At 65.8% G+C, this 24,765-nt stretch carries 22 protein-coding genes; 14 read left to right on the top strand and 8 right to left on the bottom strand.

The window, feature by feature from the left end:
* Positions 1-400: 400 nt before the first annotated feature.
* From IB236_RS22955 to IB236_RS22975, 5 genes are all read right to left on the bottom strand, one after another.
* Positions 401-1,168 (bottom strand): class II glutamine amidotransferase, encoded by a 768-nt coding sequence (locus tag IB236_RS22955; RefSeq protein ID WP_192422381.1) that lies wholly within the window; start codon positions 1,166-1,168, stop codon positions 401-403.
* Between the two features lie 91 nt (positions 1,169-1,259).
* Positions 1,260-2,717, bottom strand: coding sequence for a DHA2 family efflux MFS transporter permease subunit (locus IB236_RS22960; protein WP_192422334.1), 1,458 nt, complete (start codon positions 2,715-2,717; stop codon positions 1,260-1,262).
* A gap of 59 nt (positions 2,718-2,776) precedes the next feature.
* Positions 2,777-2,968: a 4-oxalocrotonate tautomerase gene (locus tag IB236_RS22965; RefSeq protein WP_015016108.1), complete on the bottom strand. Its 192-nt coding sequence runs from the start codon at positions 2,966-2,968 to the stop codon at positions 2,777-2,779.
* Positions 2,969-3,011: 43 nt separating this feature from the next.
* The gene (locus IB236_RS22970) at positions 3,012-3,263 is read right to left on the bottom strand and encodes a cysteine-rich CWC family protein (RefSeq protein ID WP_192422335.1); all 252 of its coding nucleotides are present in this window, start codon (positions 3,261-3,263) and stop codon (positions 3,012-3,014) included.
* 202 nt (positions 3,264-3,465) lie between these two features.
* Entirely contained in the window at positions 3,466-5,676 is a 2,211-nt protein-coding gene (locus IB236_RS22975) for a malate synthase G (RefSeq protein ID WP_192422336.1), read from the bottom strand.
* 230 nt (positions 5,677-5,906) lie between these two features.
* Here IB236_RS22975 and IB236_RS22980 point away from each other — a divergent pair, with 230 nt between their 5' ends.
* The 3 genes from IB236_RS22980 (at position 5,907) to IB236_RS22990 (ending at position 9,596) form a co-directional block, all read left to right on the top strand.
* The gene (locus IB236_RS22980; RefSeq protein WP_192422337.1) at positions 5,907-7,832 is read left to right on the top strand and encodes an acyl CoA:acetate/3-ketoacid CoA transferase; all 1,926 of its coding nucleotides are present in this window, start codon (positions 5,907-5,909) and stop codon (positions 7,830-7,832) included.
* 151 nt (positions 7,833-7,983) lie between these two features.
* Entirely contained in the window at positions 7,984-8,919 is a 936-nt protein-coding gene (locus tag IB236_RS22985; RefSeq protein ID WP_015016104.1) for a LysR family transcriptional regulator, read from the top strand.
* Positions 8,920-8,948: 29 nt separating this feature from the next.
* Positions 8,949-9,596, top strand: a complete 648-nt coding sequence (locus IB236_RS22990; RefSeq protein WP_192422338.1) for a response regulator transcription factor — start codon at positions 8,949-8,951, stop codon at positions 9,594-9,596.
* 147 nt (positions 9,597-9,743) lie between these two features.
* Here IB236_RS22990 and IB236_RS22995 read toward each other — a convergent pair whose 3' ends face one another.
* On the bottom strand, positions 9,744-12,407 hold the full coding sequence (locus IB236_RS22995) for a PAS-domain containing protein (RefSeq protein WP_192422339.1): 2,664 nt from the start codon (positions 12,405-12,407) through the stop codon (positions 9,744-9,746).
* A 242-nt stretch (positions 12,408-12,649) separates the two neighbouring features.
* Here IB236_RS22995 and IB236_RS23000 point away from each other — a divergent pair, with 242 nt between their 5' ends.
* Both IB236_RS23000 and IB236_RS23005 read left to right on the top strand, forming a co-directional pair.
* The gene (locus IB236_RS23000; protein ID WP_192422340.1) at positions 12,650-14,020 is read left to right on the top strand and encodes a dicarboxylate/amino acid:cation symporter; all 1,371 of its coding nucleotides are present in this window, start codon (positions 12,650-12,652) and stop codon (positions 14,018-14,020) included.
* 172 nt (positions 14,021-14,192) lie between these two features.
* On the top strand, positions 14,193-14,639 hold the full coding sequence (locus IB236_RS23005) for a DUF2214 family protein (RefSeq protein WP_192422341.1): 447 nt from the start codon (positions 14,193-14,195) through the stop codon (positions 14,637-14,639).
* Between the two features lie 98 nt (positions 14,640-14,737).
* Here the strand turns inward: IB236_RS23005 and IB236_RS23010 are convergent, their stop codons facing one another.
* Together IB236_RS23010 and IB236_RS23015 are read right to left on the bottom strand one after the other, a co-directional pair.
* A complete protein-coding gene (locus IB236_RS23010) occupies positions 14,738-15,031 on the bottom strand; it encodes a PsiF family protein (protein WP_056065216.1) in 294 nt (97 codons plus the stop codon).
* 84 nt (positions 15,032-15,115) lie between these two features.
* Positions 15,116-15,640 carry a hypothetical protein gene (locus IB236_RS23015; protein WP_192422342.1) on the bottom strand — a complete coding sequence of 175 codons (525 nt, stop codon included), beginning with the start codon at positions 15,638-15,640 and terminating at the stop codon, positions 15,116-15,118.
* Between the two features lie 110 nt (positions 15,641-15,750).
* On the opposite strand from IB236_RS23015, the gene argS reads away from it, so the two are divergent.
* From argS to IB236_RS23060, 9 genes are all read left to right on the top strand, one after another.
* A complete protein-coding gene (gene argS / locus IB236_RS23020) occupies positions 15,751-17,460 on the top strand; it encodes an arginine--tRNA ligase (protein ID WP_192422343.1) in 1,710 nt (569 codons plus the stop codon).
* A 15-nt stretch (positions 17,461-17,475) separates the two neighbouring features.
* Positions 17,476-18,132, top strand: a complete 657-nt coding sequence (locus tag IB236_RS23025; RefSeq protein ID WP_192422344.1) for an SPOR domain-containing protein — start codon at positions 17,476-17,478, stop codon at positions 18,130-18,132.
* 112 nt (positions 18,133-18,244) lie between these two features.
* On the top strand, positions 18,245-18,901 hold the full coding sequence (locus IB236_RS23030) for a thiol:disulfide interchange protein DsbA/DsbL (RefSeq protein WP_192422345.1): 657 nt from the start codon (positions 18,245-18,247) through the stop codon (positions 18,899-18,901).
* Between the two features lie 108 nt (positions 18,902-19,009).
* Positions 19,010-19,669 carry a lipopolysaccharide transport periplasmic protein LptA gene (gene lptA, locus IB236_RS23035; RefSeq protein ID WP_192422346.1) on the top strand — a complete coding sequence of 220 codons (660 nt, stop codon included), beginning with the start codon at positions 19,010-19,012 and terminating at the stop codon, positions 19,667-19,669.
* A complete protein-coding gene (gene lptB / locus IB236_RS23040) occupies positions 19,666-20,448 on the top strand; it encodes an LPS export ABC transporter ATP-binding protein (RefSeq protein WP_056065226.1) in 783 nt (260 codons plus the stop codon). The genes lptA and lptB overlap by 4 nt, the downstream gene beginning before the upstream one ends.
* Positions 20,448-22,049 (top strand): RNA polymerase factor sigma-54, encoded by a 1,602-nt coding sequence (locus tag IB236_RS23045; RefSeq protein ID WP_192422347.1) that lies wholly within the window; start codon positions 20,448-20,450, stop codon positions 22,047-22,049. Before lptB ends, IB236_RS23045 begins: the two co-directional genes overlap by 1 nt.
* Before the next feature lie 81 nt (positions 22,050-22,130).
* On the top strand, positions 22,131-22,613 hold the full coding sequence (locus IB236_RS23050; RefSeq protein WP_192422348.1) for a thioesterase family protein: 483 nt from the start codon (positions 22,131-22,133) through the stop codon (positions 22,611-22,613).
* Complete coding sequence (locus IB236_RS23055; RefSeq protein WP_192422349.1) at positions 22,610-23,902, top strand: class I SAM-dependent RNA methyltransferase; 1,293 nt, start codon at positions 22,610-22,612, stop codon at positions 23,900-23,902. The genes IB236_RS23050 and IB236_RS23055 overlap by 4 nt, the downstream gene beginning before the upstream one ends.
* Positions 23,892-24,377, top strand: a complete 486-nt coding sequence (locus IB236_RS23060) for a putative toxin-antitoxin system toxin component, PIN family (protein ID WP_192422350.1) — start codon at positions 23,892-23,894, stop codon at positions 24,375-24,377. The genes IB236_RS23055 and IB236_RS23060 overlap by 11 nt, the downstream gene beginning before the upstream one ends.
* The last annotated feature ends 388 nt before the right edge of the window (positions 24,378-24,765 follow it).

A 24,765-nucleotide genomic window follows, 5' to 3' on the forward strand; every position in this document is an offset into this window, starting at 1 on the left:
TCCCGAACAGGACAGTGAAACGACTTTGCGCCGATGATAGTGCGGGTTCCCGTGTGAAAGTAGGTCATCGTCAGGCTCTTACAGCCCAGAAAACCCCAGTCAGATATGACTGGGGTTTTTTGCTTTGAGAAGACATCGAAATGCGCCAGGGGCTGTAGGCTGGTCAACGCTTGTGGTACCGCAGTTCGCAGGGTTTGCACCGGACTTACTGGGCCGCCAGACGCACGAAGCCCCTCATCTACGCAGTCCGCACAGCTCCAGATCTAACTGTCGGAATGGGCCCACTCGCTTCAATCGATACGGCATGAGCTGATCGGTAGAACCTCGCGAGAACCAAAGTGCGCCCGTTCCGCGCGTCCCCATATTCACAGCCTCTCTCAGCGGCGATATATCGTATGCGTCAGATAGCCAGCCGTCGGCCTTGTTCGAACACCAGCAGTTCACCTTTGCCGAACGCCGTCCACGTTTCGTTGGTCGTGAGTGGGCTGGTCACGATCACTGCCACCTGATCGTTCACGCCAGTCTCCTTCGAAAAATCCAGCTGGAGGTCTTCATCACTCAGCTGCGCAGCGCCGAAGGGATGGCGGCGCTCTATGTAGTGCAGGTGGGTGGAGGCGTGTGCCCACAACGCCTGTCCATTGGAAAGCAGGAAATTGAATGTGCCGTGAGGAGCTATGCGCGCAGCGAGTTCCTTGAGCGTTAGCGTCAGCTCTGGAACAGAAGGCACGCTGGCGTGCGATTTGGCCAACTCTTGCATGATCCAGCAAAACGCATGCTCGCTGTCGGTATCGCCCACGGGGCGGAAATGCGAATGAAGGCGAGGGCGGAAGTCTTTCAGATCTCCGTTGTGGGCAAAGACCCAGTAGCGGCCCCACAGCTCACGCACGAACGGATGGCAGTTCTGCAGGCTCACCATGCCTTGGGTGGCCTTGCGGATGTGGGCGATGACGTTCCGGCTCTTGATGGGGTAACGGCGAATGAGTTCGGCCACCGGTGAATCCACGGCCGCCAGATGGTCCACGAAGTGCCGAAGCCCCTTGTCCTCAAAAAACGCGATGCCCCAGCCGTCGGTATGGTGGTCTGTCTTCCCGCCGCGTTGCGCAAAGCCCGTAAAGCTGAAGGTCACATCGGTGGGCACATTGCAATTCATGCCGAGGAGTTGGCACATGGCGAAGGTTCCGTTTCTTTGATTTCTTGAAAGGCTTGGGTGCTCAATGCGCGCATCCGCCTTCAAGCATCAGGACAAGGTATGCCTGCTGTCAATCTGCCCGCGCCTCGCGCAGCTGCCAGGCGGCCACCAGCGCCAGCCCGCACAGAAAAGTAAGCATCAAAAAGGTTTCACCGAATGCTGCGATGCGCGCCGGGTTGCTTGCTCCGGCCGTCAACGAGGCACCATGTGCGCCGAGTCGCCATTCGAGCACGATGCCGCACAGGCTGACCCCGGCTGCGCCGCCCAGCATGCGCAAGAAGCCAATGGCGCTGGAGCCCTGAGAAATGAGCGACTTGTCCAGCGGGCGCATGGAGCCCAGATTCAGCGAGGGCAGAATGAAGCCGAGTCCGATGCGTCCCAGGATCGCAAAAGCGACGAGCATCCACAGCGACGAGCCAAGGCCCACAAACACCATCAGCCCGAACGACAGGGCCAGCAAACCGAGCCCGGTGCTGACCAACAAATGGGTGGGCTGCCGGTCCGCCAATCGGCCCACCATGGCGATGGTGGCGGCCAGAACGAACCCTGCCGGCAGCATGAGGGTGCCCACGTGCGATGCCGACAGCTCCAGCCCCAGTTGCATGAACACCGGCAACAGATAGGTAGAGCCGAACAAGGCGGTGCCGTAGATGAATGCCACCACACTGCCCATGGCGAACTGGCGGTATTGAAAGAGGCGCAGGTCCATGAGCGGCTTCCGCCCGGTGCGCAGCAGCCTGCGCTGCCAGGCAATGAAACACGCGACGGCCACCACCGCACCGATCAGCAGGCCCGCCGCCTCGACGTGAGAGCCGCCATGCAGCGACACCAGCCCGTTCAGCAGGCACAGCGTTCCGACCGTGCCCAGCAGAAGGCCTCGCCAGTCCAGCGCCTGGCCTTGCCGGTTGGCCTCGACCCCGCCGGGGGCGGTGACCGGCACAAACTTGTACGCCAGCCAGAGGGAGGCCAGGCAGAGCGGCACCACCATGAAAAAAATGGAGCGCCAGCCAAACCAATCCACCAGCAAGCCGCCCATACTCGGGCCGATGGCCGGTGCCAGCACGACGCCCATGCCGAAGATGCCGCTGGCGCGCCCCTGCTCATGGGGTTGGAAGGCATACAGGATGATCACGGCCGGGATGGGCTGCACCACACCCGCTGCCAGCCCCTCGGCGACGCGTGCTGCCAGCACCAGGCCAAAGTCGCGCGCCAGGCCGCCCCCCACACCGCCAACGAGCAGCAGCAACATCGCGCCCACATAAGTCGCGCGGTAACCGTAACGCGACAACAGCCAGGGGGTGGTGAGCATGGACACGGTGGTGGCCACCATGAACCCGGAGGTGACCCACTGGGCGCGCTCCTGGCCCAGTGCAAAGTAGTGGCTCATGTCCGGTATCGCTACGTTGACGATGGTGGAGGACATGATGGAGGCCATGGTGCCGACCATCACGGACAGCAACAACAGCCACCGATAGCGCTCGCCATAACGCTCGCGCAATACGGCCAGAGACCCCGAAGCGGTGCTCATGAAGCGATCCAGCAGAGAGGCGATGCCACGGGGTCAGTGACGGAGGGAGGCTGCACCACTCAGGATGTGCGCTCCAGCCAGAGCTTGCCGCCCGTGGCCCAGTTTTCGCGCTTCACGTCCGTAATCAGGATGTCCACCGACTCGGGCGAGCCGCCCAGGATCTCGACGGATACGCGGGTGATCTCTTCCACCAGCTTCTTCTTTTGCTCGACCGTGCGGCCTTCCATCATTTCGATGTGGTACGTGGGCATGTCTTGTTCCTTCGCGCGCTGTGAAGACAGCGAAAAGCCCAAATCATATCGGCGAAGGCGGGTGGCCTGCGGTGGAGGGTTGCTGTGCGTCTGGCGCCGGTGCGCCGCAAGCCGCGCAGATACAGACCTTGCCGCGTGCCTCCTGCGGCAAAGCGGCCAAGGCCGCAGGGTCGATGGTCTGCGTCATGCACCAGCAGCTTTCTGCTGGGAGACCCGCCGCGATAGCGCACTGATTGGGCTGCCCACACAGCGGGCAGGCAGACGGAACGGGGTGGGTAGGTGGTGCTGCAGGCATAGAAGTGAGCGCGTGGGCGTCGGTGCCAGTGTACGGCGCAGCTTGCCCCAAACGCGGTCGCCGCCTCTCACACAACTGAACAAGGTGAGCCGGAGTACTGCCTGAAAGAAAAATAGCTGCTAGCGCACATATTTATTGTGCTAGCAGCTCTCAAAAGTGGAGCGGGCAGCGCCGTGAATACGGCACTGCCTGCAGTCGGGAATCAGGCCGCTTGTGCTGCCTTCAGCTTCAGGCGCCAGGCGTGCAGCAGTGGCTCGGTGTAGCCGCTGGGCTGTTCCATGCCCTTGAAGACCAGGTCACACGCTGCCTTGTAGGCCATGCTGGTGGCAAAGTGTCCGGCCATGGGCTGATACAGCGGGTCACCCGCGTTCTGCTGGTCCACCACGGCGGCCATGCGCTCGAAGGTCTCGCGCACCTGGGCTTCTGTCACCACGCCATGGTGCAGCCAGTTGGCCATGTGCTGGCTGCTGATGCGCAGCGTGGCGCGGTCTTCCATCAGGCCCACGTTGTGGATGTCAGGCACCTTGGAGCAGCCCACGCCCTGGTCCACCCAGCGCACCACGTAGCCCAGAATGCCCTGGGCGTTGTTGTCCAGCTCCTGCTGCTTCTCGGCGTCGCTCCAGTTCGGGGCGGCGGCCACGGGCACGGTGAGCAGGCCGGTCAGCAGGTTGTCACGCTCGGCGTTCACATCGGTCTTTTCCAGCTCGATCTGGATGTCGCTCACCTTCACCTGGTGGTAGTGCAGCGCGTGCAGCGTAGCGCCCGTGGGGCTGGGCACCCAGGCGGTGTTGGCACCGGCCTTGGGGTGGGCGATCTTCTGCTTGAGCATCTCGGCCATCAGGTCGGGCATGGCCCACATGCCCTTGCCGATCTGCGCCTTGCCGCGCAGGCCGCACGACAGGCCCACGAGCACGTTGTTCTTCTCGTACGACTGGATCCAGGCGCTGGTCTTCATGTCGCCCTTGCGCACCATGGGGCCGGCGTGCATGGCGGTATGCATCTCGTCGCCGGTGCGGTCGAGGAAGCCGGTGTTGATGAAGGCCACGCGGGCCGATGCGGCGGCGATGCAGGCCTTCAGGTTGACGGACGTGCGGCGCTCCTCGTCCATGATGCCCAGCTTCACGGTGTTGGCAGGCAGGCCCAGCAGTTGCTCCACGCGGCCAAACAGGTCGCTCGCAAAGCCCACCTCGGCGGGGCCGTGCATCTTGGGCTTGACGATGTAGACGCTGCCCTTGCGGGAGTTGCGGATGCCGTCTTTGCCGTGCCCTTGCAGGTCGTGTAATGCAATGGCAGTGGTCACTACCGCGTCCATGATGCCTTCGGGGATCTCGCGCTGCGTGCCCTGTGCGTCGGTCCACAGTATGGCCGGGTTGGTCATCAGGTGGCCCACATTGCGCAGGAACATCAGCGAGCGGCCATGCAGGCGTACTTCGCCGCCTTGGGGGGCCGTGTAAACACGGTCAGGGTTCAGCCCGCGCGTGAAGGTCTTGCCGCCCTTGGCGACCTGCTCGGTCAGCGTGGCCTGGATGATGCCCAGCCAGTTGCTGTAGCCCAGCACCTTGTCTTCGGCGTCCACGGCGGCCACAGAGTCTTCCAGGTCCAGGATGGTGGACAGGGCCGCTTCCAGCACCAGGTCGCTCACGCCCGCGGCATCGGACTGGCCGATGGGCGTGCTGCGGTCGATCTGGATGTCCAGGTGCAGGCCGTTGTGCTGCAGCAGCACCGACGACGGCGCGGCGGCATTGCCCTGGTAGCCCTTGAACTGCGATGCGTCCTTCAGGCCCGTGGTGCTGCCGTTGGCGAGTGACACCACCAGCTGGCCGCCTTCCACTTTGTAGCCCGTCGAATCCTTGTGCGAGCCCGAGGCCAAAGGCGCCGTGTCGTCCAGCACCTGGCGCGCAAAGGCGATCACCTTGGCGCCGCGCACGGGGTTGTAGCCCTTGCCCTTTTCGGCGCCATCGGTTTCGGGGATGGCGTCCGTGCCATACAACGCGTCATACAGGCTGCCCCAGCGCGCGTTGGCGGCGTTGAGTGCATAACGTGCGTTCAGGATGGGCACCACCAGTTGCGGGCCGGCCTGCGTGGCCAGCTCGTCGTCCACGTTGGTGGTGGTGGCCTTCACGTCGGCAGGCTGGGGCACCAGGTAGCCGATCTTTTCGAGAAAGCCGCGGTAGGCCACCATGTTCTGGATGGGGCCGGGGTTGGCCTTGTGCCAGGTGTCCAGCTCGGTCTGCAGGCGGTCGCGCTCGGCCAGCAGGGCGATGTTGCGCGGGGCCAGGTCGGACACGATGGCGTCAAAACCTTTCCAGAAGGCGGTGGCGTCCACCCCCGTGCCGGGCAGCACCTTGTCTTCGACAAAGCGGTACAGGGAGGTGGCCACTTGCAGGCCGTGGACTTGGGTGCGTTCGGTCATGGGGTGCCTCAAGAAGAGTGGTGAAAACGGAGGTCAATGAAAAACGGTGCCCGCAACAGCAGGTCATGGATAGACTGTATTGCAAATATTTGCCCACATAAATACGCTGAAAATCTCTAAACCAGTGACTTTTACGCAAAACTGGTGACAGTCCGTAGTCACCCTGAATGGTGCTTTCGCCCGTTACCCACTACGCTGCGCGCACAACAAACCCACCGGGAGACAAACCCATGCAGGCACCCCTGGACGCCAGCGCGCTCAACGCGGCCCACAAGAACAAGATCGTGAGCGCCGCCGATGCCGTGCAGCTCATCCACGATGGCGACACCGTGGCCACCGGCGGCTTTGTGGGCATCGGCTTTGCCGAGAGCATTGCGGTGGCGCTGGCCCAGCGCTGGGAAACGACCCAAACCCCGCGCGACCTCACGCTGGTCTACGCCGCAGGCCAGGGCGACGGCAAGCAGCGGGGCCTCAACCACCTGGGCCACGCCGGCCTGCTCAGGCGCGTGATCGGCGGGCACTGGAGCCTGGTGCCGCGCATCCAGAAGCTGGCGGTGGACAACCAGATCGAGGCCTGGAACCTGCCCCAGGGCGTGATCACGCATTTGTTCCGCGACATCGCTGCGGGCAAGCCCGGCACGCTCACGCGCGTGGGCCTGGACACCTTTGTGGACCCGCGCCACGGCGGCGGCAAGCTCAACGCGCGCACCACCGAAGACCTGGTGCGCATCCTGCCCATCGACGGGCAGGACTACCTGTTCTACAAGGCCTTTCCGATCCACGTGGGCATCATCCGCGCGACCACGGCCGACGCCGACGGCAACCTCACCATGGAGCGCGAGGCGCTCACGCTCGAAGCGCTGGCGATTGCCATGGCCGCGCGCAACTCGGGCGGCGTGGTCATCGCGCAGGTCGAACGCATCGCCGAGCGCGGCACGCTCAACCCCCGGCAGGTGAAGGTGCCCGGCGTGCTGGTGGACGCCGTGGTGCTGGCCACCGAACCCGCGCACCACCACCAGACCTTTGCCGAGCCCTACAGCGCCGCGTTTGCGGGCGAGCTGCGTGTGCCCATGGACACGCTGGAGGCCATGCCGCTCACCGAGCGCAAGATCATCGCCCGCCGCGCGGCACTGGAGCTGCGCCCGCACCAGGTGGTGAACCTGGGGATAGGCATGCCCGAGGGGGTGGCCAACGTAGCGGCTGAGGAGCGCATCATCGACCTCGTCACGCTCACGGCCGAGCCCGGCGTGATCGGCGGCATCCCCGCCGGCGGGCTGAACTTTGGCGCGGCCGTGAACCCCCAGGCCATCATCGACCAGCCCAACCAGTTCGACTTCTACGACGGCGGTGGCCTGGACATCGCGATCCTGGGCCTGGCGCAGGCCGACCAGCACGGCAACCTCAACGTGAGCAAGTTCGGGCCGCGCCTGGCGGGTGCGGGCGGCTTCATCAACATCAGCCAGAACGCAAAGACCGTGGTGTTTGTTGGCACCTTCACGGCGGGTGCGCTGCAGGTGGAGGCCGTGGACGGCCACCTGCACATCCTGCACGAAGGCGGCGCGCGCAAGCTGGTGCGCGAAGTCGAGCACCGCACCTTCAGCGGCGCCGAAGCCCTGCGGCGCGGCCAGCGCGTGTTGTATGTGACCGAGCGCTGCGTGTTCCGCCTGGTGCCCTCGGGCGAGGTGGATGGCGGCGGTGCGCTGGAGCTGATCGAGTTGGCGCCCGGCATCGACCTGCAGCGCGATGTGCTGGCCCACATGGCATTCACGCCGCGCATCAGCCCCGGCCTGCAGACCATGGACCTGCGCCTGTTCGAGCCCCGCCCGCTGGGCCTGCGCGAGCAGTTGCTCAACCGCCCGCTGGTGCAGCGCTTTGAGCTGGACGCCGCGCGCCAGCTGCTGCACATCGACTTCTCGGGGCTGCAGATCAACACCGCCAGCACCATCGACGCCATCGAGCAGGAGGTGCGCCGCCTGCTCGCCCCGCTCGCCGCACAGGGCGAGCGCGTGGGCGTGATCGTGAACTACGACCACTTCACCATCGCCCCCGACCTGGCCGACGCCTACACCGCCATGGTGCAGGGCCTCACGCGCGATCTCTACACCGAGGTCAAGCGCTATGGCACCGTGGGGTTCCTCAAGTCGCGCCTGGTGTGAAGTGGGGGTGATGCTGGTTCACTATCATTTATGTAGCTTCTCAAGCATATTCCACTAGCGCATGCGGCCTGTTTGGCTCTAAAACCGATCACAGGCCGTGCCAGAGTGCGCCGCCAGGCCCTTCGCCGCTTTATCCCCATAATCAGCGCCCATGGACAAACTCAAGGCCTTCGAATCGTTTGTGTCGGTGGCAACACGCGGCAGCCTCACCGCTGCGGCCAAGGCCGAGGGCGTGGCGCCGGCCATCATGGGCCGGCGGCTCGATGCGCTGGAAGAACACCTGGGTGTGAAGCTGCTGGTCCGCACCACGCGCCGCATCAGCCTCACGCATGAGGGCAGTGCGTTTCTGGAAGACTGCCAGCGCCTGTTGTCCGACGTGGCCAACGCCGAGGCCAGCGTGTCCGAAGGGGGCGTCAAGGCCACGGGCCATTTGCGCATCACCGCACCGGCCGGCTTTGGCCGCCGCCATGTGGCGCCGCTGGTGCCACGTTTTCGTACCGCCCACCCGGACGTGACCATCTCGCTCAACCTCAGCGACCGCGTGGTGGACCTGGCGGGCGAGGGCTATGACTGCGCCGTGCGCGTGGGCGACCTGCCTGACTCGTCGCTGGTGAGCGTGCGCATTGCCGACAACCGCCGCCTGTGCGTGGCCACACCCGCCTACCTGCAGCGCCACGGCACGCCGCGCCACCCCAGCGAGCTGGTGCAGCACGACTGCCTCACGCTGTCGAGCGAGGCATCGCAAACACGGGGCTGGGCGTTCCGCATGCCGGTCGAAGGCGGTGGCACCGAGGTCATCCACCTCAAGCCCGGCGGCCCGCTCGATTGCTCGGACGGGCAGGTGCTGCACGACTGGTGCCTGGCGGGCTACGGCATTGCCTGGCGCAGCACCTGGGAGGTGGAGGCCGAGATCGCCGCAGGCCGCCTGGTGGAGGTGCTGCACGATTTTGCGGCGCCGCCCAACGGCATCTATGTGGTGTTTCCGCAGCGCAAGCACATGCCGCTGCGGGTGCGGCTGTGGATCGAACACCTCAAGCACCAGTACGCACAGCCCGCGTTCTGGAAAGGCCCGCAGGCCGGCGGCTGATGGCCCCCGTGGCAGACTGCACACACTCCATGTCCACCGCGCCCACGCTCCTTGTAGCTGACGACCACCCGCTGTTCCGTGCGGCTGTGCTGCACGTGCTGCGCGAGCGGCTGCCGCAGTTCCGTACGCTGGAGGCGGCCAGCGCCGCCACGCTGGGCCAGGCGCTGCAGGACCACCCCGAGGTCGAGCTGGTGCTGCTGGACCTGAGCATGCCCGGCACGCGCGGCTTCTCGGCCCTGCTGCATGTGCGCGGCGAATACCCCGAGCTGCCCGTGGTCATCATCTCGTCCAACGACCACCCCCGCGTCATCCGCCGCGCCCAGCAGTTTGGTGCTGCGGGCTTCATCCCCAAGTCCGCGCCCGCCGACGCCATGGGCGACGCCATCCAGGCCGTGCTGGACGGCGGCAGCTGGTTCCCGCCCATGGCGGCCGAGCGCTCCGAGGCCGACGCCGAACTGGCCGCGCGCCTGGCGCAGCTCACGCCCCAGCAGTTCCGCGTGCTGCTCTGCCTGGCCGATGGTTTGCTCAACAAGCAGATCGCGGCCACGCTGGGTCTGGCCGAGAACACCGTCAAGGTGCATGTCACCGCCATCTTGAAAAAGCTCGCGTGCTACAGCCGCACGCAGGCGGCTGTGCTGGTCAAAAGTCTGGAGACGGAAGACGGCGTGTCTTCCTGAGGTGGAGATCTGCATCAAAACGGCCGCTGTAGCCTATTTATAAAGCTCTGGCAGCTACTAAAAGCGTAGCGGCGAGCGCAGCCTCTCCACCCGGGCGCAGCACCCTGCGCGAGGCGCCACGCAAGCGCCGCCCCGTCGCGCAGCGGCTCAGGGGGATGCTCCCTGTCTCAGCAGCGTCTGGCTCACCAGCGCCCGCAACGCCGGGGAGCGCACCGGCTTGGCCAGAAAGCCCCAGCCGCGTTCGGCGGCCTGGCGGCGCAGGGTGGCATCGCGCTCGGCGGTGACCAGGATCACGGCAGGCGTCTGGCCCCAGCGCTGGCACAGCTGCGCGAACACTTCGGGGCCGTGGAGGCCGGCGCCCAGGTGCACGTCCAGTAGCACCAGCTGCGGTGCCTGGCCGGGCTGGGCGGCGGCCAGGGCCTCGGGCGCGCCAGCGGCCAGCGGCACCGTGCACCCCCAGCGCTGCAGCAGAGCCTGCGTAGCGGCGCAGGTAGGGCCGTCGTCATCAATGACCCAGGCGCTGCTGCCCTGCAGGGGGGCGTCGTCGGCCGGTTGCTGCGTGGTGGCGGGGGGCGCAGCCTGCTGCGCGGCGGCGGGGTTGCCCAGCGGCACGCACACCCAGAACACGCTGCCGCGCCCCAGTTGCGAGCGCAGGCCAATCTCGTGCCCCAGCAGGCGGCCCAGGCGTTCGACGATGGCCAGGCCCAGGCCTGCGCCCCGGTCGTCGGCGCGGCCTTCGTCCAGGCGGCGGAATTCTTCAAAGATCTCGCGCTGCAATGCCTCGGGGATGCCGGGGCCCTGGTCGTGCACCTCGATGCGCAGGTGGTCGCCCACCCTGCGGCAGCCCACCACGATGCGCCCCCGCCGGCTGTAGCGGATGGCGTTGGAGACAAAGTTCTGCAGGATGCGGCGCAGCAGGTTGTCGTCGGTGCGCACCACGGCGCGCGTGGGCACGCAGCGCAGTTGCAGGCCCTGGCTTTCGGCCAGCACGCCAAAGTTGTGGCCCAGCACCTGTAGCAGGGGCCCCAGGGCCACGTCGTGGATGTGCACATCGAACTGGCCCGACTCCATGCGCGAGATGTCGAGCAGGCTGTTGAGGATGGCGTCCTGCGCGGCCAGGGCGCCGTCGATGCTGTCCACGGCGTGCCGTTCGGCGTCGCCTGGCAGATGGCTGCGCAGCAGCGAGGTGAACATGCGTGCGGCGTTCAGGGGCTGCAGCAGGTCGTGCACGGCGGCGGCCACAAAGCGGGTTTTGGAGCGGTTGGCCTGCTCGGCCTCGCGCCGCGCGGCGTCCAGGTCGCGGGTGCGGTCGGCCACGCGCTGCTCCAGTGCGTCGGCCAGCGATCGCAGCTCGCGTGCGGCGTTCTTGTAGCTGGTGATGTCGGCGTAGCTGGTCACAAAACCGCCCTCTGGCAACGGGTTGCCCCGGATCTCCAGCACCGTGCCGTCGTCCTTGGCGCTTTCGTGCAGATGGGGGGTGCCGCTGCGCAGGTGGGCCAGGCGGCGTTCGATGGCTTCTTCCACCGGGCCGGGGCCCAGCAGGCCCCGGCGCGCGTTGTGGCGCATCAGGTCTTCAATGGGGCGGCCCACCTGCATCAGGTCGGCGGGGTAGCGGAACAGCTGCACATAGCGCGAGTTCCACGCCACCAGCTTCAGGTCGGCGTCGATGATGACCACCCCCTGGGGCAGGTGTTCCAGACTGCGGGAGAGGCCCATGTCGGCCTGCTGCGCCGCCTGCACGATGCCGTCCTGCGCGGTGCGCAGCTCCTGCGCGTGTTGTTGCAGCACGGTCTCCAGCTCCTGGCGGCTGCGTTGGCGCAGGCGGGCCAGGCGCTGGCGCTGCCGCACAAACAGCACCAGCAGCGACAGGGCCAGCCAGCCGCCGCCCCCGGCTGCGGCCGCCCAGCGGCTGTCGGCAATGCTGGCGTGGGTGGTGTGCACCAGGTGCAGTTGCCAGGGCGTGCCGGGCAGGGGCTGGGTCAGCCACAGCATGCGGCCGGGCGGGGCGGGCATGTCGGCGGACGGTTGCACGCGCACCAGCCGCCCGCCGTTGTCCAGGCGGTCGTCCACGCGGACGTCGAGCGGGCGCAGCGGCTGGTCGGAGTATTGCCGGGTGGCGTTCAGCTCGCGGCGCTCTTCGTCGTCCAGCGGCTCCAGCAGGCGGTAGCGCCAGGCGTCCTGGCTGGCCAGGAAGACCACGCCATGCGCGTCCGACGCGAGCACGATGTCGGGTGTCTGCAGCCATTCGCGCTCCAGCTCCTGCAGCGCAATCTTGATGGCCACCAGCCCCAGGATGTGGCCGCTGTCGTCACGGATGGCCTGCGACAGGAAGTAGCCCGGCTCGCCCGTGGTCACGCCAATGCCGTAGAAGCTTCCGCGCCCCTGGGCCAGCGCCTGCTGCACATAGGGGCGAAAGCTGTAGTCCACGCCCACGTTGCTGGTGGCCGTGCGCCAGTTGCTGGCGGCCACGGCCAGGCCGTCGCGGTCGAGCAGGGTGAGGGTGGAGGACTGGCTGGCGCCGTTGGCCTGCTCCAGCTTGCGGTTGAGCTGCGCGACCTCGTCGGTGCTCAGGGTGCGGCGCAGGGCGTCCTGCAACTGCGCGTCCAGGGCCAGCACCTCGGGCAGGGTGCGGTAGCGGTCGATGCGCTGGGCCAGCGTCTGCCCGTACAGGGCCAGCTGGCGCTGCACGCTCTCGCTTTCGTCCAGCAAGGACCGGTGCCAGGCCCACTGGCCGGCCGCGAACATGCTGGCCACCGTGCCTGCTAGCAGGATGAGCAGCGTCCAGAACTGGCGAAGGCGGGGCGTGGGCATGGGAATCCAGCGGGGTGGTTGTGCGGCACCAAGGCCAATTGAGCGCGGGTGGGAGTGTGCTGCACCAGGCTAGGGACTAAGTGGTTACCCTGATTTGGTGCACGCGTTCTCCTATGAAGCCGCTCTCGACTAATACCAATAGGTTATCGGCTGAAACAAAGTGCAGCGGTACAAACGGCACCCTTGACGCGCGCCGGAGGCACCCCGGTGGTGCAGACCCGTGACCCCAGGAGACCCGTTCCATGCACAACCATTCCGCTCCCGCAGCCTCGACCTTGAAGCTGCCTTTTTATCGGCAACTGTACTTCCAGGTGGTGTTCGCCATCGTCCTGGGCGTTCTGCTGGGCCATTTCGAGCCGTCCTACGGCGAGGCGCTCAAGCCGCTGGGTGACGCGTTCATCAAGCTGGTCAAGATGATCATCGCTCCGGTGATCTTCCTGACCATCGTGACCGGCATCGCTGGCATGTCGCAGCTCTCCACCGTGGGCCGCGTGTTCGGCAAGGCCATGGCGTACTTCCTGTTCTTCTCCACGCTGGCCCTGGTGGTGGGCCTGGTGGTGGCCAACGTGGTGCAGCCCGGCGCGGGCATGAACATCAATGTGGCCGACCTGGACCAGACGGCCGTGAAGGGCTACGTGGCCAAGTCGCACGAGATGACGCTCACGGGCTTTGCGATGGACATCATCCCCAAGACGCTGGTGAGCCCGTTTGTGGGCGACAACATCCTGCAGGTGCTGCTGGTGGCCGTGCTGTTCGGCATTGGCCTGGCCATGGTGGATGAGGCAGGCCGTCCGGTGCTGAACTTTCTGGACGCGCTGACGACGCCTGTGTTCAAGGTGGTGGGCATCGTGATGAAGGCCGCGCCCCTGGGTGCGTTTGGTGCCATGGCGTTCACCATTGGCAAGTTTGGCCTGGGCTCACTGGTCAATCTGGCCTGGCTGGTGGGTTCGTTCTACATCACCTCGCTGCTGTTTGTGGTGGTGATCCTGGGCTTTGTGGCGCGCCTGTGTGGCTTCTCGGTGTTCAAGCTGATCCGCTACCTCAAGGCCGAGCTGATGCTGGTGCTGGGCACGTCTTCGTCTGAATCCGCCCTGCCATCGCTGATGGAAAAGATGGAAAAGGCCGGTTGCAGCAAGTCGGTGGTGGGCCTCGTGGTGCCCACGGGCTACTCGTTCAACCTGGACGGCACCAACATCTACATGACGCTGGCCGCGCTGTTCATCGCCCAGGCCACCAACACCGAGCTGACGCTGGGCCACCAGGTGGCGCTGTTGCTGGTGGCGATGCTGTCTTCCAAGGGCGCAGCGGGCGTGACGGGCGCGGGCTTCATCACCCTGGCCGCCACCCTGGCCGTGGTGCCCGAAGTGCCCGTGGCCGGCATGGCGCTGATTCTGGGCGTGGACCGCTTCATGAGCGAATGCCGCTCGCTGACCAACTTTATCGGCAACGCCGTGGCCACGGTGGTTGTCTCCCGCTGGGAAAACGCGCTGGACCAGGAACGCCTGGACGCGGCGATGAATGGCCATCCGCTGCCGCTCGCGGTGTCTGCGGCATCGGCGCCCGTGGTGCCGGCGGATGTGCCTGTGGCCACGGTGGCGCGCACTGTGGCCTGATCGCTGGCACCTGCTGCAATAGCGCTCTCAGCGGCGCGGGCTTTCGGGCCCGCGCCGCTTTTTTGCGCGGTGTTTGCGGCAACGCCATCGCGCACAATGGTGGCCCTGCCGGACGGCACTGTGAGCGCTTGGCGCGGCGCAGTGGCCTCGGGCGCTACAAGGAATCCGCACCATGACCCTCGAAGCCTCCCTGGCTGCCTTTCACCTTCTGGCCATCCTGACCTTTGTGGTTTTTCTGTCCAGCCAGGCGGCGCTGTGCCGTATCGAGTGGCTCAACGCCGCCGTGGTCGAGCGCCTGGCCCGGCTGGATGTGATCTACGGTGTGGCCGGTGCGGTCATGATTGGGAGCGGTGTGGCCCGGTTGATCTGGGGCGTGAAGGGCGCTTCTTGGTACCTGTCGCAGCCCCTTTTTCACATCAAGATCACCCTGGTGCTGGCCATGGTCCTGCTGTCGTTTGTGCCCTCGGCCGCGTTCCGCCGCTGGCGCCAGAACCTGCGCAGCACCGGTGCGCTGCCTCCCGCCGCAGAGGTCGCGCGGGTCCGCCGCCTGGTGATGATCCAGTCGCATGTGCTGCCCGTGGTGGCTGTGATTGCGGTGTTCTGGGCGCGCGGCTGGTAAGCGCAAATACCCCCCCGATAAAAAAAGCCCGCCCGGCTTGATGCCGGCGGGCTTTTCTTTGTCTGAGCCGGTGGCGCTGCACCGGGTATGAACTTACTTCACTTCTTCAGGCAATCGCTCATGAAGGCCTTGCGCTCGTCGCCCTTGAGGGTCTTGGCCTTGGCATCGGCGTTGCAGGTTTTCATCTTGTCCTGCTGGGTGGCGGGCTTGTTGCTCAGACAGGTCTTCATGAAGGCTTTGCGCTCGTCGCCCTTCATGTCTCCAGCGTCCTTGTTGCAGGTCGCCATCTTCGATTGCTGTTTGGTAGGGGCCTTGGCGTCTTCGGCGGCGTGGGCACCAAAGCCCAGTGTCAGCGCCAGGCCGAGTGCAGTCAGGGAAAGAAGCTTTTTCATGGAATCTCCTGGTGTGAATGCGTTATGGGGGGTCCCGGTGGCATTGCACCATAGAACATGGCGCGCGACAACGCGGACCCGTCATCACAACCCTGCGCGGGCCCTGGTGGCCGCGGCTGCATGAAAGGCTTTCAGTGCCGTGTGGATCTGCCGGGGGTCGTGCGCCAGGCCACCCAGGGCAAACACCACATCCCCCCGTTGCTGCCAGCGTTTGAGTGCCTTGACGATCACACCCAGTGCGGAGTCTCTGTGGCCGGGGCGCAACTTGACCAGGATCACGCCTTCGTAGTCGGCCAGGTGCACACGTTCCATGGCCTCCCAGGTCACGGTGTGCGGGTCGTCCTGGCGCAGATCGGTGATGCCGGTGGCGTCAATGACCACCGCCGGGTCTTGCTCCCGGTAGGCCTCCAGGGCGGACCGGCCCAGGGTTCCGCCCACACAGAAGGAGACGAATGCGGCACACAGGCAGAGGGCCGTGAGCAGCCGGTCGTTCGATACAGACGCCCAATACAGCGAGAAGGCCAGGCATACCGCCATCAGCAGCACAAAAGGCACCTGAAACACCAGGGTCCAGCGGCGCCGATAGAGCAGGATGGGCTGGGGTTGCACGCGCAATCTCCGGTTGAAAGGGCATTGCGGCCCATTGTGCCTTTCGCTGCGGGATGCCTCCTGGCGGCGCGTCTGGCGCCCTGCTGCTGGCAGACCCGTAAAATCCACCGATGCTCACAGCCAAAAATGAATTGCTCGCTGCGCTCGCAGCCGAGCTGGAAAAACTGTCCCCCGGCGCTGGCGCCAAGGCGGCCTTTGAATCTCCCAAGGTGGCGGCCCATGGCGACTTCGCCTGCACCGCGGCCATGCAACTGGCCAAGCCCCTCAAGCTCAACCCGCGCGCGCTGGGGGAACAGCTCAAGACCGCACTCGAAGCCACGCCCGCCTTTCAGCGCTGGGTGTCCGCCATTGAAATCGCGGGCCCGGGCTTTCTGAACATCCGCCTCCAACCCGCCGCCAAGCAGGAAGTGGTGCGTGAGGTGCTGGCTGCGGGCGAGCGCTTTGGTCACCAAGCCAGCAACGGCCAGCAGGTGCTGGTTGAGTTCGTGTCAGCCAACCCCACGGGCCCGCTGCACGTGGGCCACGGCCGCCAGGCCGCGCTGGGCGATGCGATTTGCAACCTGTTCAGCACCCAGGGCTGGAAGGTGCACCGCGAGTTCTATTACAACGACGCAGGCGTACAGATCGACACGCTGACCAAGAGCACGCAGCTGCGCGCCAAGGGCTTCAAACCCGGCGACGACTGCTGGCCCACCGACAGCGAGAACCCGCTGGCCAAGAACTTCTACAACGGCGACTACATCGCCGACATCGCCGAGGCCTTCAAGGCCAAGGCCACCGTGAAGGCCGACGACCGCGAGTTCACGGCCAACGGCGATGTGGAGGATTACGACAACATCCGCCAGTTTGCGGTGGCCTACCTGCGCAACGAGCAGGACAAGGACCTGCAGGCCTTCAACCTCCAGTTCGACGAGTACTACCTCGAATCCAGCCTGTACACCAGCGGCCGCGTCGAGGCCACGGTGAACAAGCTCGTCGCCAACGGCAAGACCTACGAGCAGGACGGCGCGCTGTGGCTCAAGAGCACCGACTACGGCGACGACAAGGACCGCGTCATGCGCAAGCAGGACGGCACGTTCACCTACTTCGTGCCCGACGTGGCGTACCACATTGCCAAGTGGGAGCGCGGCTTTACCAAGGTCGTCAACATCCAGGGCACGGACCACCACGGCACCATCGCCCGCGTGCGCGCCGGCCTGCAGGCGGCCGATGTGGGCATCCCCAAGGGCTACCCCGACTATGTGCTGCACACGATGGTGCGCGTGGTCAAGGGCGGTGAAGAGGTCAAGATCAGCAAGCGCGCGGGCAGCTACGTCACGCTGCGCGATTTGATCGAGTGGACCAGCAAGGATGCGGTGCGCTTCTTCCTGCTCAGCCGCAAGCCCGACACCGAGTACACCTTCGACGTGGACCTGGCCGTGGCACAGAACAACGACAACCCCGTGTACTACGTGCAGTACGCGCATGCCCGCATCCAGTCGGTGCTGCGTGCGTGGCAAGAGGCGGGCGGTGGTGATGTGGCTTCGCTCAAGGATGTGGACCTGTCCGCCCTCGAAGGCCCGCAGGCCCAGGCGCTGATGCTGCAACTGGCCAAGTACCCCGAGATGCTCACCGCCGCCGCCGACGGTGAGGCGCCGCACGATGTGACCTTCTACCTGCGCGACCTGGCCGCCAGCTACCACAGCTATTACGATGCCGAGCGCATCCTCGTGGACGACGAGGCCGTGAAGAAGGCGCGCCTGGCGCTGGTCGCTGCCACCGCCCAGGTATTGCACAATGGCCTGGCCGTGCTGGGCGTGTCGGCCCCGGCCAGAATGTAAGCAGTTACTACCAATATGAAAAAGCAACAGACGGGCGGGACCATTGTCGGCTTCATCGTCGGGGTCATCGTGGGCCTGGGCGCGGCGCTGGCCGTGGCCGTGTACGTGACCAAGGTGCCGGTACCCTTCCTGAACAAGGGCAATGGCCGTGGTGCCGACCTGGACGCAGCGGAGTCCCAGAAAAACAAGAACTGGGACCCGAACTCGCCGCTGTATGGCAAGAACCCGGCCCGCCCTGCGGCGCCAGCGGTGGCGGCGGCCGCGTCAGCCCCTGCATCCGCTCCCGCCCCTGAGGTGCGTGCCGCGGCCTCTTCGGCCAAGCCTGCCGCGAGCAAGCCAGACGCTAAAGCCGAGGCCAAGGCCGAGAGCAAGCCGGGTGCTGACCCGCTGGGCGATCTGGCCGTGGCCAAGGCCGCGGCCAAGGGCAGTGTGGACCCGTTTGACTACTTTGTGCAGGCGGGCGCCTTCCGCACCCAGGCCGACGCAGACGCCCAGCGCGCCAAGCTGGCCATGCTGGGCTGGGAGGCCCGCGTGAGCGAGCGTGAGCAAAATGGCCGGGCGGTCTTCCGGGTGCGCATCGGGCCCTTCACCAAGCGTGACGATGCCGAAGTGCTCAAAGAGAAACTCGATGGCGCCGGGCTGGAATCGGCGCTGGTGCGTGTGCAGCGCTGATCGGCCTGTGGCTGTGAACAGGGGCCTGTGCATACAGCGCCACCACCAGGGCTGAACTTTTTGTAAAGGGATGTCTCACATCCCGCATACCTGAACCAGGAGAGTCTTTGTCATGAAACGCCGTGAGTTTTCTTTGTCCGCCGCATCGGCGGTTGCCGCTTCTGCCCTGACGCTGCCAGTGGCCAACCCCGCGATGGCGCAAGCCCGCCAGTTCAAGGAGGGTAAGGACTTCAAGCGGCTGGACAAGCCCGTCGCCCCCGATGCGCCGGCCGGCAAGGTCGATGTGATCGAGTTCTTCTGGTACAGCTGCCCCCACTGCAACGCCTTCGAGCCCACGCTGGACGCCTGGGTCAAGGCTGCGCCCAAGGACCTCTCCATCCGCCGCGTGCCCGTGGCGTTCAACGCCAGCTTCGTGCCCCAGCAAAAGCTGTACTACACGCTCGAAGGCATGGGCAAGCTCGAAGCCCTGCACGCCAAGGTCTTCCGTGCCATCCACGTGGAAAAGGCCAAGCTCGCCAAGGACGACGAAATCCTGGCCTGGGTGACCCAGCAGGGCGTGGATGCGGCCAAGTTCAAGGAGGTCTACGGCTCCTTCAGCGTGGCCAACCAGGTGCGTCGCGCCTCGCAGCTGCAGGATTCGTACGGTGTTGAGGGCGTGCCTTCCATGGGTGTGGCAGGCAAGTACTACACCGACGGCACGATGGCAGGCAGCATGCAGACCGTGTTGCAGGTGGTCGAATACCTGGTGGCCACGGCACGCAAAGCCTGACGATGTGCCGACCCTGTCGGCAAGTTGTCCCAAAGGCCCGCTGACGCGGGCTTTTTTTTCGGGGTGGGTACCATCGGGTGGCTACAATCACTGCAAGATTCGTGCCCTATGACCCACCGCCTACTCCCCCTCCTTGTGCTCGCAGCCCTGACCGGCCTTGCGGGCATGGCACACGCCGAAAAGGCTGACCGTGCCAAGCCCATGAACATCGAGGCCGACGCCCTGCGCCACGATGAACTCAAGCAGACCAGCGTGTTCTCGGGCCGCGTGGTGATGACCAAAGGCACCATCGTGCTGCGCGGCGCGCGGCTGGATGTGCGCCAGGACGCCGACGGTTACCAGTACGGCGTGGTCACGGCCGAGGCGGGCAAACGGGCGTTCTTCCGCCAAAAGCGCGACACCGTGGCGGGGGCGCCTGACGAGTTCATCGAAGGCGAAAGCGAAGTCATCGAATACGACGGCAAGGCCGACAACGTGCGCTTCATCACCCGCGCCGAACTCCGCCGGTACCGTGGGTCGGTATTGAACGATGAGATCACCGGCGCCGTGATCGTTTACAACAACCTCACCGATGTGTTCACCGTCGATGGCCAGAAGGCACCAACGTCCTCTGCCGCAGCGGGCGACACACCAGCGCCCGGTGGTCGTGTGCGCGCAGTGCTGGCGCCCAAAGACCCTCCGCCCGGCGCGGCAGCGCCGGCCCCAGCGCCTGACGCGCCCGCACCGGCGCTGCGCCCCAGCAACAGCCTTGGCGGCGGCGCCAAGTGAGCGGGCCTGCTGTGAGTACCGGTCCTGACTCCCAGGCGGGTAGCCGCCTGGAGGTACAGCATCTGGCCAAATCCTATGGCAGCCGCAAGGTCGTCAAGGATGTGTCGTTGGTGGTGCAAAAAGGCGAGGTTGTGGGGTTGCTCGGCCCCAACGGCGCGGGCAAGACCACATCCTTTTACATGATCGTGGGCCTGGTGCGCAGCGATGCCGGCGATATTCGCATCGACGGCCACTCGGTCGCCCACATGCCCATCCACCGCCGCTCGCGGCTGGGTCTGTCGTACCTGCCGCAAGAAGCCTCGATCTTCCGCAAGCTCACCGTCGAAGAAAACGTGCGTGCGGTGCTGGAACTGCAGCGCGCCGATGACGGCCAGCCGCTGTCGCGCGACGCCATCGAAGAGCGCCTGACGGCACTGCTGCAAGAGCTGCGTGTGGACCACCTGCGTGCCTCGCCCGCACTGGCGCTGTCCGGTGGCGAGCGCCGCCGCGTCGAGATCGCCCGCGCCCTGGCCACCCAGCCGCGTTTCATCCTGCTGGACGAGCCTTTTGCCGGCATCGACCCGATTGCAGTGATCGAGATCCAGCGCATCATCGGCTTCCTCAAGGCACGCGGTATTGGTGTGCTCATCACCGACCACAACGTGCGCGAGACGCTGGGCATCTGCGACCACGCCTTCATCATCAGCGACGGCCGCGTGCTGGCGCAGGGCACGCCCTCCGAGATCGTGGACAACGCCGAAGTACGCCGCGTGTACCTCGGCGAGCATTTCCGCATGTGATGAAGCCTGGACTGTCGCTGCGCGTCTCGCAGCACCTTGCATTGACCCCCCAGCTCCAGCAGTCCATCCGGCTGCTGCAGTTGTCCACGCTCGAACTCTCGCAGGAAGTCGAGCAGATGCTCGACGAAAACCCGTTCCTCGAACGCAACGCCGACGAAGCACCGCGCGAGGAGTTTGGCCTGGAAGCCGCCGACACGCCCGCGCAGGCCGACGACTACGGCGCTGATGATGCTATGTTTTCAGGAGCTGTCGGCGCAAGTAGTACTAGCGCTGAGAGCCAAAACGAGGCTGAAATCCCAAGTGGAGGCGCTGACGAGCCCGACTGGAGCGGCGACGGCACCGTCGAGATGGCGCCCAACGACGCCGAGTGGGGTGGCGACGCCCCGGCGCGCACCCGCAACGATGCGGAAGGCGACGAGGCCGACGCCACCGAGCTGGCCCGTTCGCACGAATCGCTCACCGCCTTTTTGCACCGCCAGGCACTGTCGCTGCGGCTGTCTGAAGTGGACACGGCCGCGCTGCGTTTTCTCATTGAATCGCTGAACGACGACGGCTACCTCGAAGAGCCTCTGGAAGAACTCGCCACCAGCCTGGCCGGGCCCGACGATCTGGAGCAGATCGAAGAACTGGTGCACCGCTTCACCGTGGCCCAGCGCCTGCTGCAGAGCCTGGAGCCCGTGGGCGTGGGCGCGCGCAACCTGGCCGAATGCCTGACGCTGCAGCTCACCGCGCTGGCGGCCGACGAAGACAGCGACGCCGACCCCGAGACCGTGCAGACCGCGCTGCGCATCTGTCAGCAGCCGCTGGAGATGCTGGCCCGCCGCGACATCCGCCGCCTGACGCAGCTGTGCAGCGAAGGTGGCGTGGCCGGAGAAGAACGCACCCGGTCTGCCATGGCACTCATCGCCCGCCTGGAGCCTCGCCCTGGCCGCCGTTTTGCCGACGTAGAGCGCAATATCATCATCCCCGACGTCATCGTGCGCAAAGCCGGCCGCGCCAACGGGCGGGACGGCCAGCACAACTTCATCGTGCAGCTCAACCCCGACGTGATGCCCCGTCTGCGCGTGCACGACATCTACGCTGGCGCGCTGCGTGGCCACAAGGGCGGCGAAGGCCACCAGGGCATGCAGCAGCGCCTGCAGGAGGCGCGCTGGTTCATCAAGAACATCCAGCAGCGCTTTGACACCATCCTGCGCGTCTCGCGCGCCATCGTCGAGCGCCAGAAGAACTTCTTCACCCACGGTGAACTGGCCATGCGCCCCCTGGTGCTGCGCGACATCGCCGACGAGCTGGGCCTGCACGAGTCCACCATCAGCCGCGTGACCACGGCCAAGTACATGGCCACGCCGATCGGTACCTACGAGCTGAAGTACTTCTTTGGCTCTGGCCTGGGCACCGAGACCGGTGGCAATGCGTCCAGCACGGCCGTGCGCGCACTGATCAAGCAGTTCGTGTCCGCCGAAAACCCGGCCAAGCCGCTGTCCGACAGCCAGATCGCCGAGATGCTCAAGGAGCAGGGCATCGAATGCGCACGCCGCACCGTTGCCAAGTACCGCGAGGCGCTCAAGATCGCGCCGGCGAATTTGCGCAAGGCGCTGTAGTCGCTCCGGCAGCTGGCGCACGGTGCGCCTGCGCTGCCGCAGCCTTTTCTGTTGTTTCCGTATTGCCCACCGCAGCCCACCATGGCCCGCATCGTCTTCGACCTCCCACCGCACTTCGGCTTTGCCACCGAACTGCAGATCTACATCAGCCACGTGAACCAGGGCGGGCATCTGGACAACGCGCAGTTGCTCAGCCTGGTGTCCGAAGCGCGGGTGCGCTTCTTTCAGTCACTCGGCTACCCCGAGGCCGATGTGGGCGGGCTGTCCATCGTGGTGGGCGATATCGTGGCTCAGTACAAGTCCGAAGGTTTCCACGGCGAAACCATGCGGGTGGAGATGGCGCCTGCGGACTTCAATCGCTACGGTTTTGACTTGGTTTTTCGCATGACCGAGAAAGCCACGGGCCGTGAGGTGGCGCGCGGCAAGATCGGCATCGTCTTCATCGGCAAGGCCAGCCGCAAGGTTGCTCCCATCCCAGACTCCATCCGTCAGCTGCTGCTGGCCCGCGCAGGCACGCCGGATTCCCATGCATTGTCCGAGCGCGTATCCTCCCCATCGACATGAACCAACTCCAACTTTTTCTCCCTTGCGCTGCGGGCGTCGAGGGCTTTCTGGCCGACGAGGTGCATGGCATCACCGGCCTCACGGGGCAAGACCTGCTGGTGGGCCGGGGCGGTGTGCTCTTGCGCGCCTCGTGGCGCCAGGCCATGCAGCTCAACCTGCACAGCCGCCTGGCCCAGCGCGTTCTGGTGCAACTGGCGCACCGCCCCTACCGGTCTGAGAACGACCTCTATGCCATGGCCAGCGAGGTGGCCTGGGAGATCTGGTTCACCACGCGCCAGACCTTCAAGGTCGAGGTGACGGCCCAGCACAGCCCGCTGCAGAGCCTGAACTTCGCGGGCCTCAAGGTCAAGGACGCGGTGGCCGACCGCTTCCGCCACAAGAGCGGCGTGCGCCCCGATGTGAACACCCAGTGGCCCGATGTGCGCATCCACCTGCACCTGACCACCGACGAAGCCACGATCTACATCGACACCTCGGGCGAGCCGCTGTTCAAGCGCGGCTGGCGCGAGGACAAGGGCGACGCGCCGCTCAAGGAAACCCTGGCCGCCGCCATGATCGCCGCCAGCGGCTGGGACCCGCATGGCGACAACCCACAGCCCCTGTACGACCCCTGCTGCGGTAGCGGCACCATCGTGGTCGAGGCCGCACAGATCGCCTGCCGCATCCCGGCGGGCATGCTGCGGCGCTTTGCGTTCGAGAAACTGCTGCCGTTCCAGGCCCATGTCTGGAGTGCTATAAAAAACGAAGCTGAAAGTGCAATATGCACTAGCGCTGTCCCCCTGTTTGGCAGTGATGTCGCCTTCCGCATGGTTGATTTTGCGCAGCGCAACGCCGAGCGCGCGGGCGTGGCCGACGCCGTGCAGCTGCGCGGCGGCGACGCACTGCAGCGCATGCCACCCTGTGAGCAACCCGGTGTGATGCTGCTCAACCCACCCTACGGCGAGCGCATTGCCGCCGCCGGCACTGCAGGCCGCAACGCCAGCGAGCGCGCCGCCGACCGCGCCCAGGGCATGGCCGTGGGCCGCGAAGAAGCGCAGACCGAAGACGGTGGCGAGTTCTTCAGCCAGCTGGCCACGCACTGGAAGAAGAACTACAGCGGCTGGACGGCCTGGATGCTCACGCCCGACCTGAAACTGCCCGGCAAGATGCGCCTGAAGGAATCGCGCCGCGTGCCCATGTGGAACGGGCCCATCGAATGCCGCATGTTCCGCTTCGACATGATCAAGGGTGCTGTGCGCGACCGGGCTACCAAGCCTGCCCCCGACGGCAGCCCACGCCATGAAGGTTGAACTGCCCCTGCCCGCCGAGGCCCCGGCGGACGAGCCGGCGCGCCCTGTGGTGGTGGATACCAACGTGGCGCTGGACCTGCTGATCTTCAGCGACCCGCGCACCGTGCCATTGCGCACGCTGCTGGTCCAAGGCCGTCTGTTGTGGATCGCTACGCAGGTCATGCGCGACGAGCTGGAGCGCGTGCTGGCCTATCCGCACATCGCAGAGCGCATGGACTACTACCGCGTGGGTGCCGCGCAGGTGCTGGCAGCGTTTGATGCGCAGGCACGTCTGGTAGACATCGCACCCAAGGTGGCCTATGTGTGCAAGGACGCGGACGACCAGAAGTTCATCGACCTGGCGGCGGCGCACCGGGCAATTTTGCTGAGCAAGGACAAGGCGGTGATCTGCATGCGGAAGCGGTTGGCGAACCTGGGGGCGGATGTGGCGACTGCGCTGGTGCTGGAAGAGGCGCCCGCCACGGCGGCGGCCTGATCACGCATTGATTAGTTTCTGCTGCAAGGACCGGTATGGGGCCGTTGGGGTATCTTGTCCTCTCAGGCTTCTTCGCCTACCTCGGTTTTGATGCGTTTCAGTTCAACCGGACATCCGGCCACAAAGTCTGGGCCATACCGCCATCTTCCGGTCGGGCTGTTGGTGTGGATCCTTTGTCGCGCGCCGAGCAGGAGGGCGCGCAATCGAACGAAATCACTGCAGTGGGGGGCATTCCCGGTCTCTACTGGATTTTTGTCGTGCTCTCGGTGGGCTGCTTGGGGATTGCTGCTTGGCTGTGGCTAGCGTAGGTTGGGGTAGCGCGGTCTAACCCGACGTTTTCTTCCACGGGCATGGCTTGTCGGGTTACGCCAGCGGCTAACCCGACCTG

Source organism: Acidovorax sp. ACV02 (assembly GCF_014851475.1).
In the GTDB taxonomy this organism is placed as follows: domain Bacteria; phylum Pseudomonadota; class Gammaproteobacteria; order Burkholderiales; family Burkholderiaceae_C; genus Acidovorax; species Acidovorax delafieldii.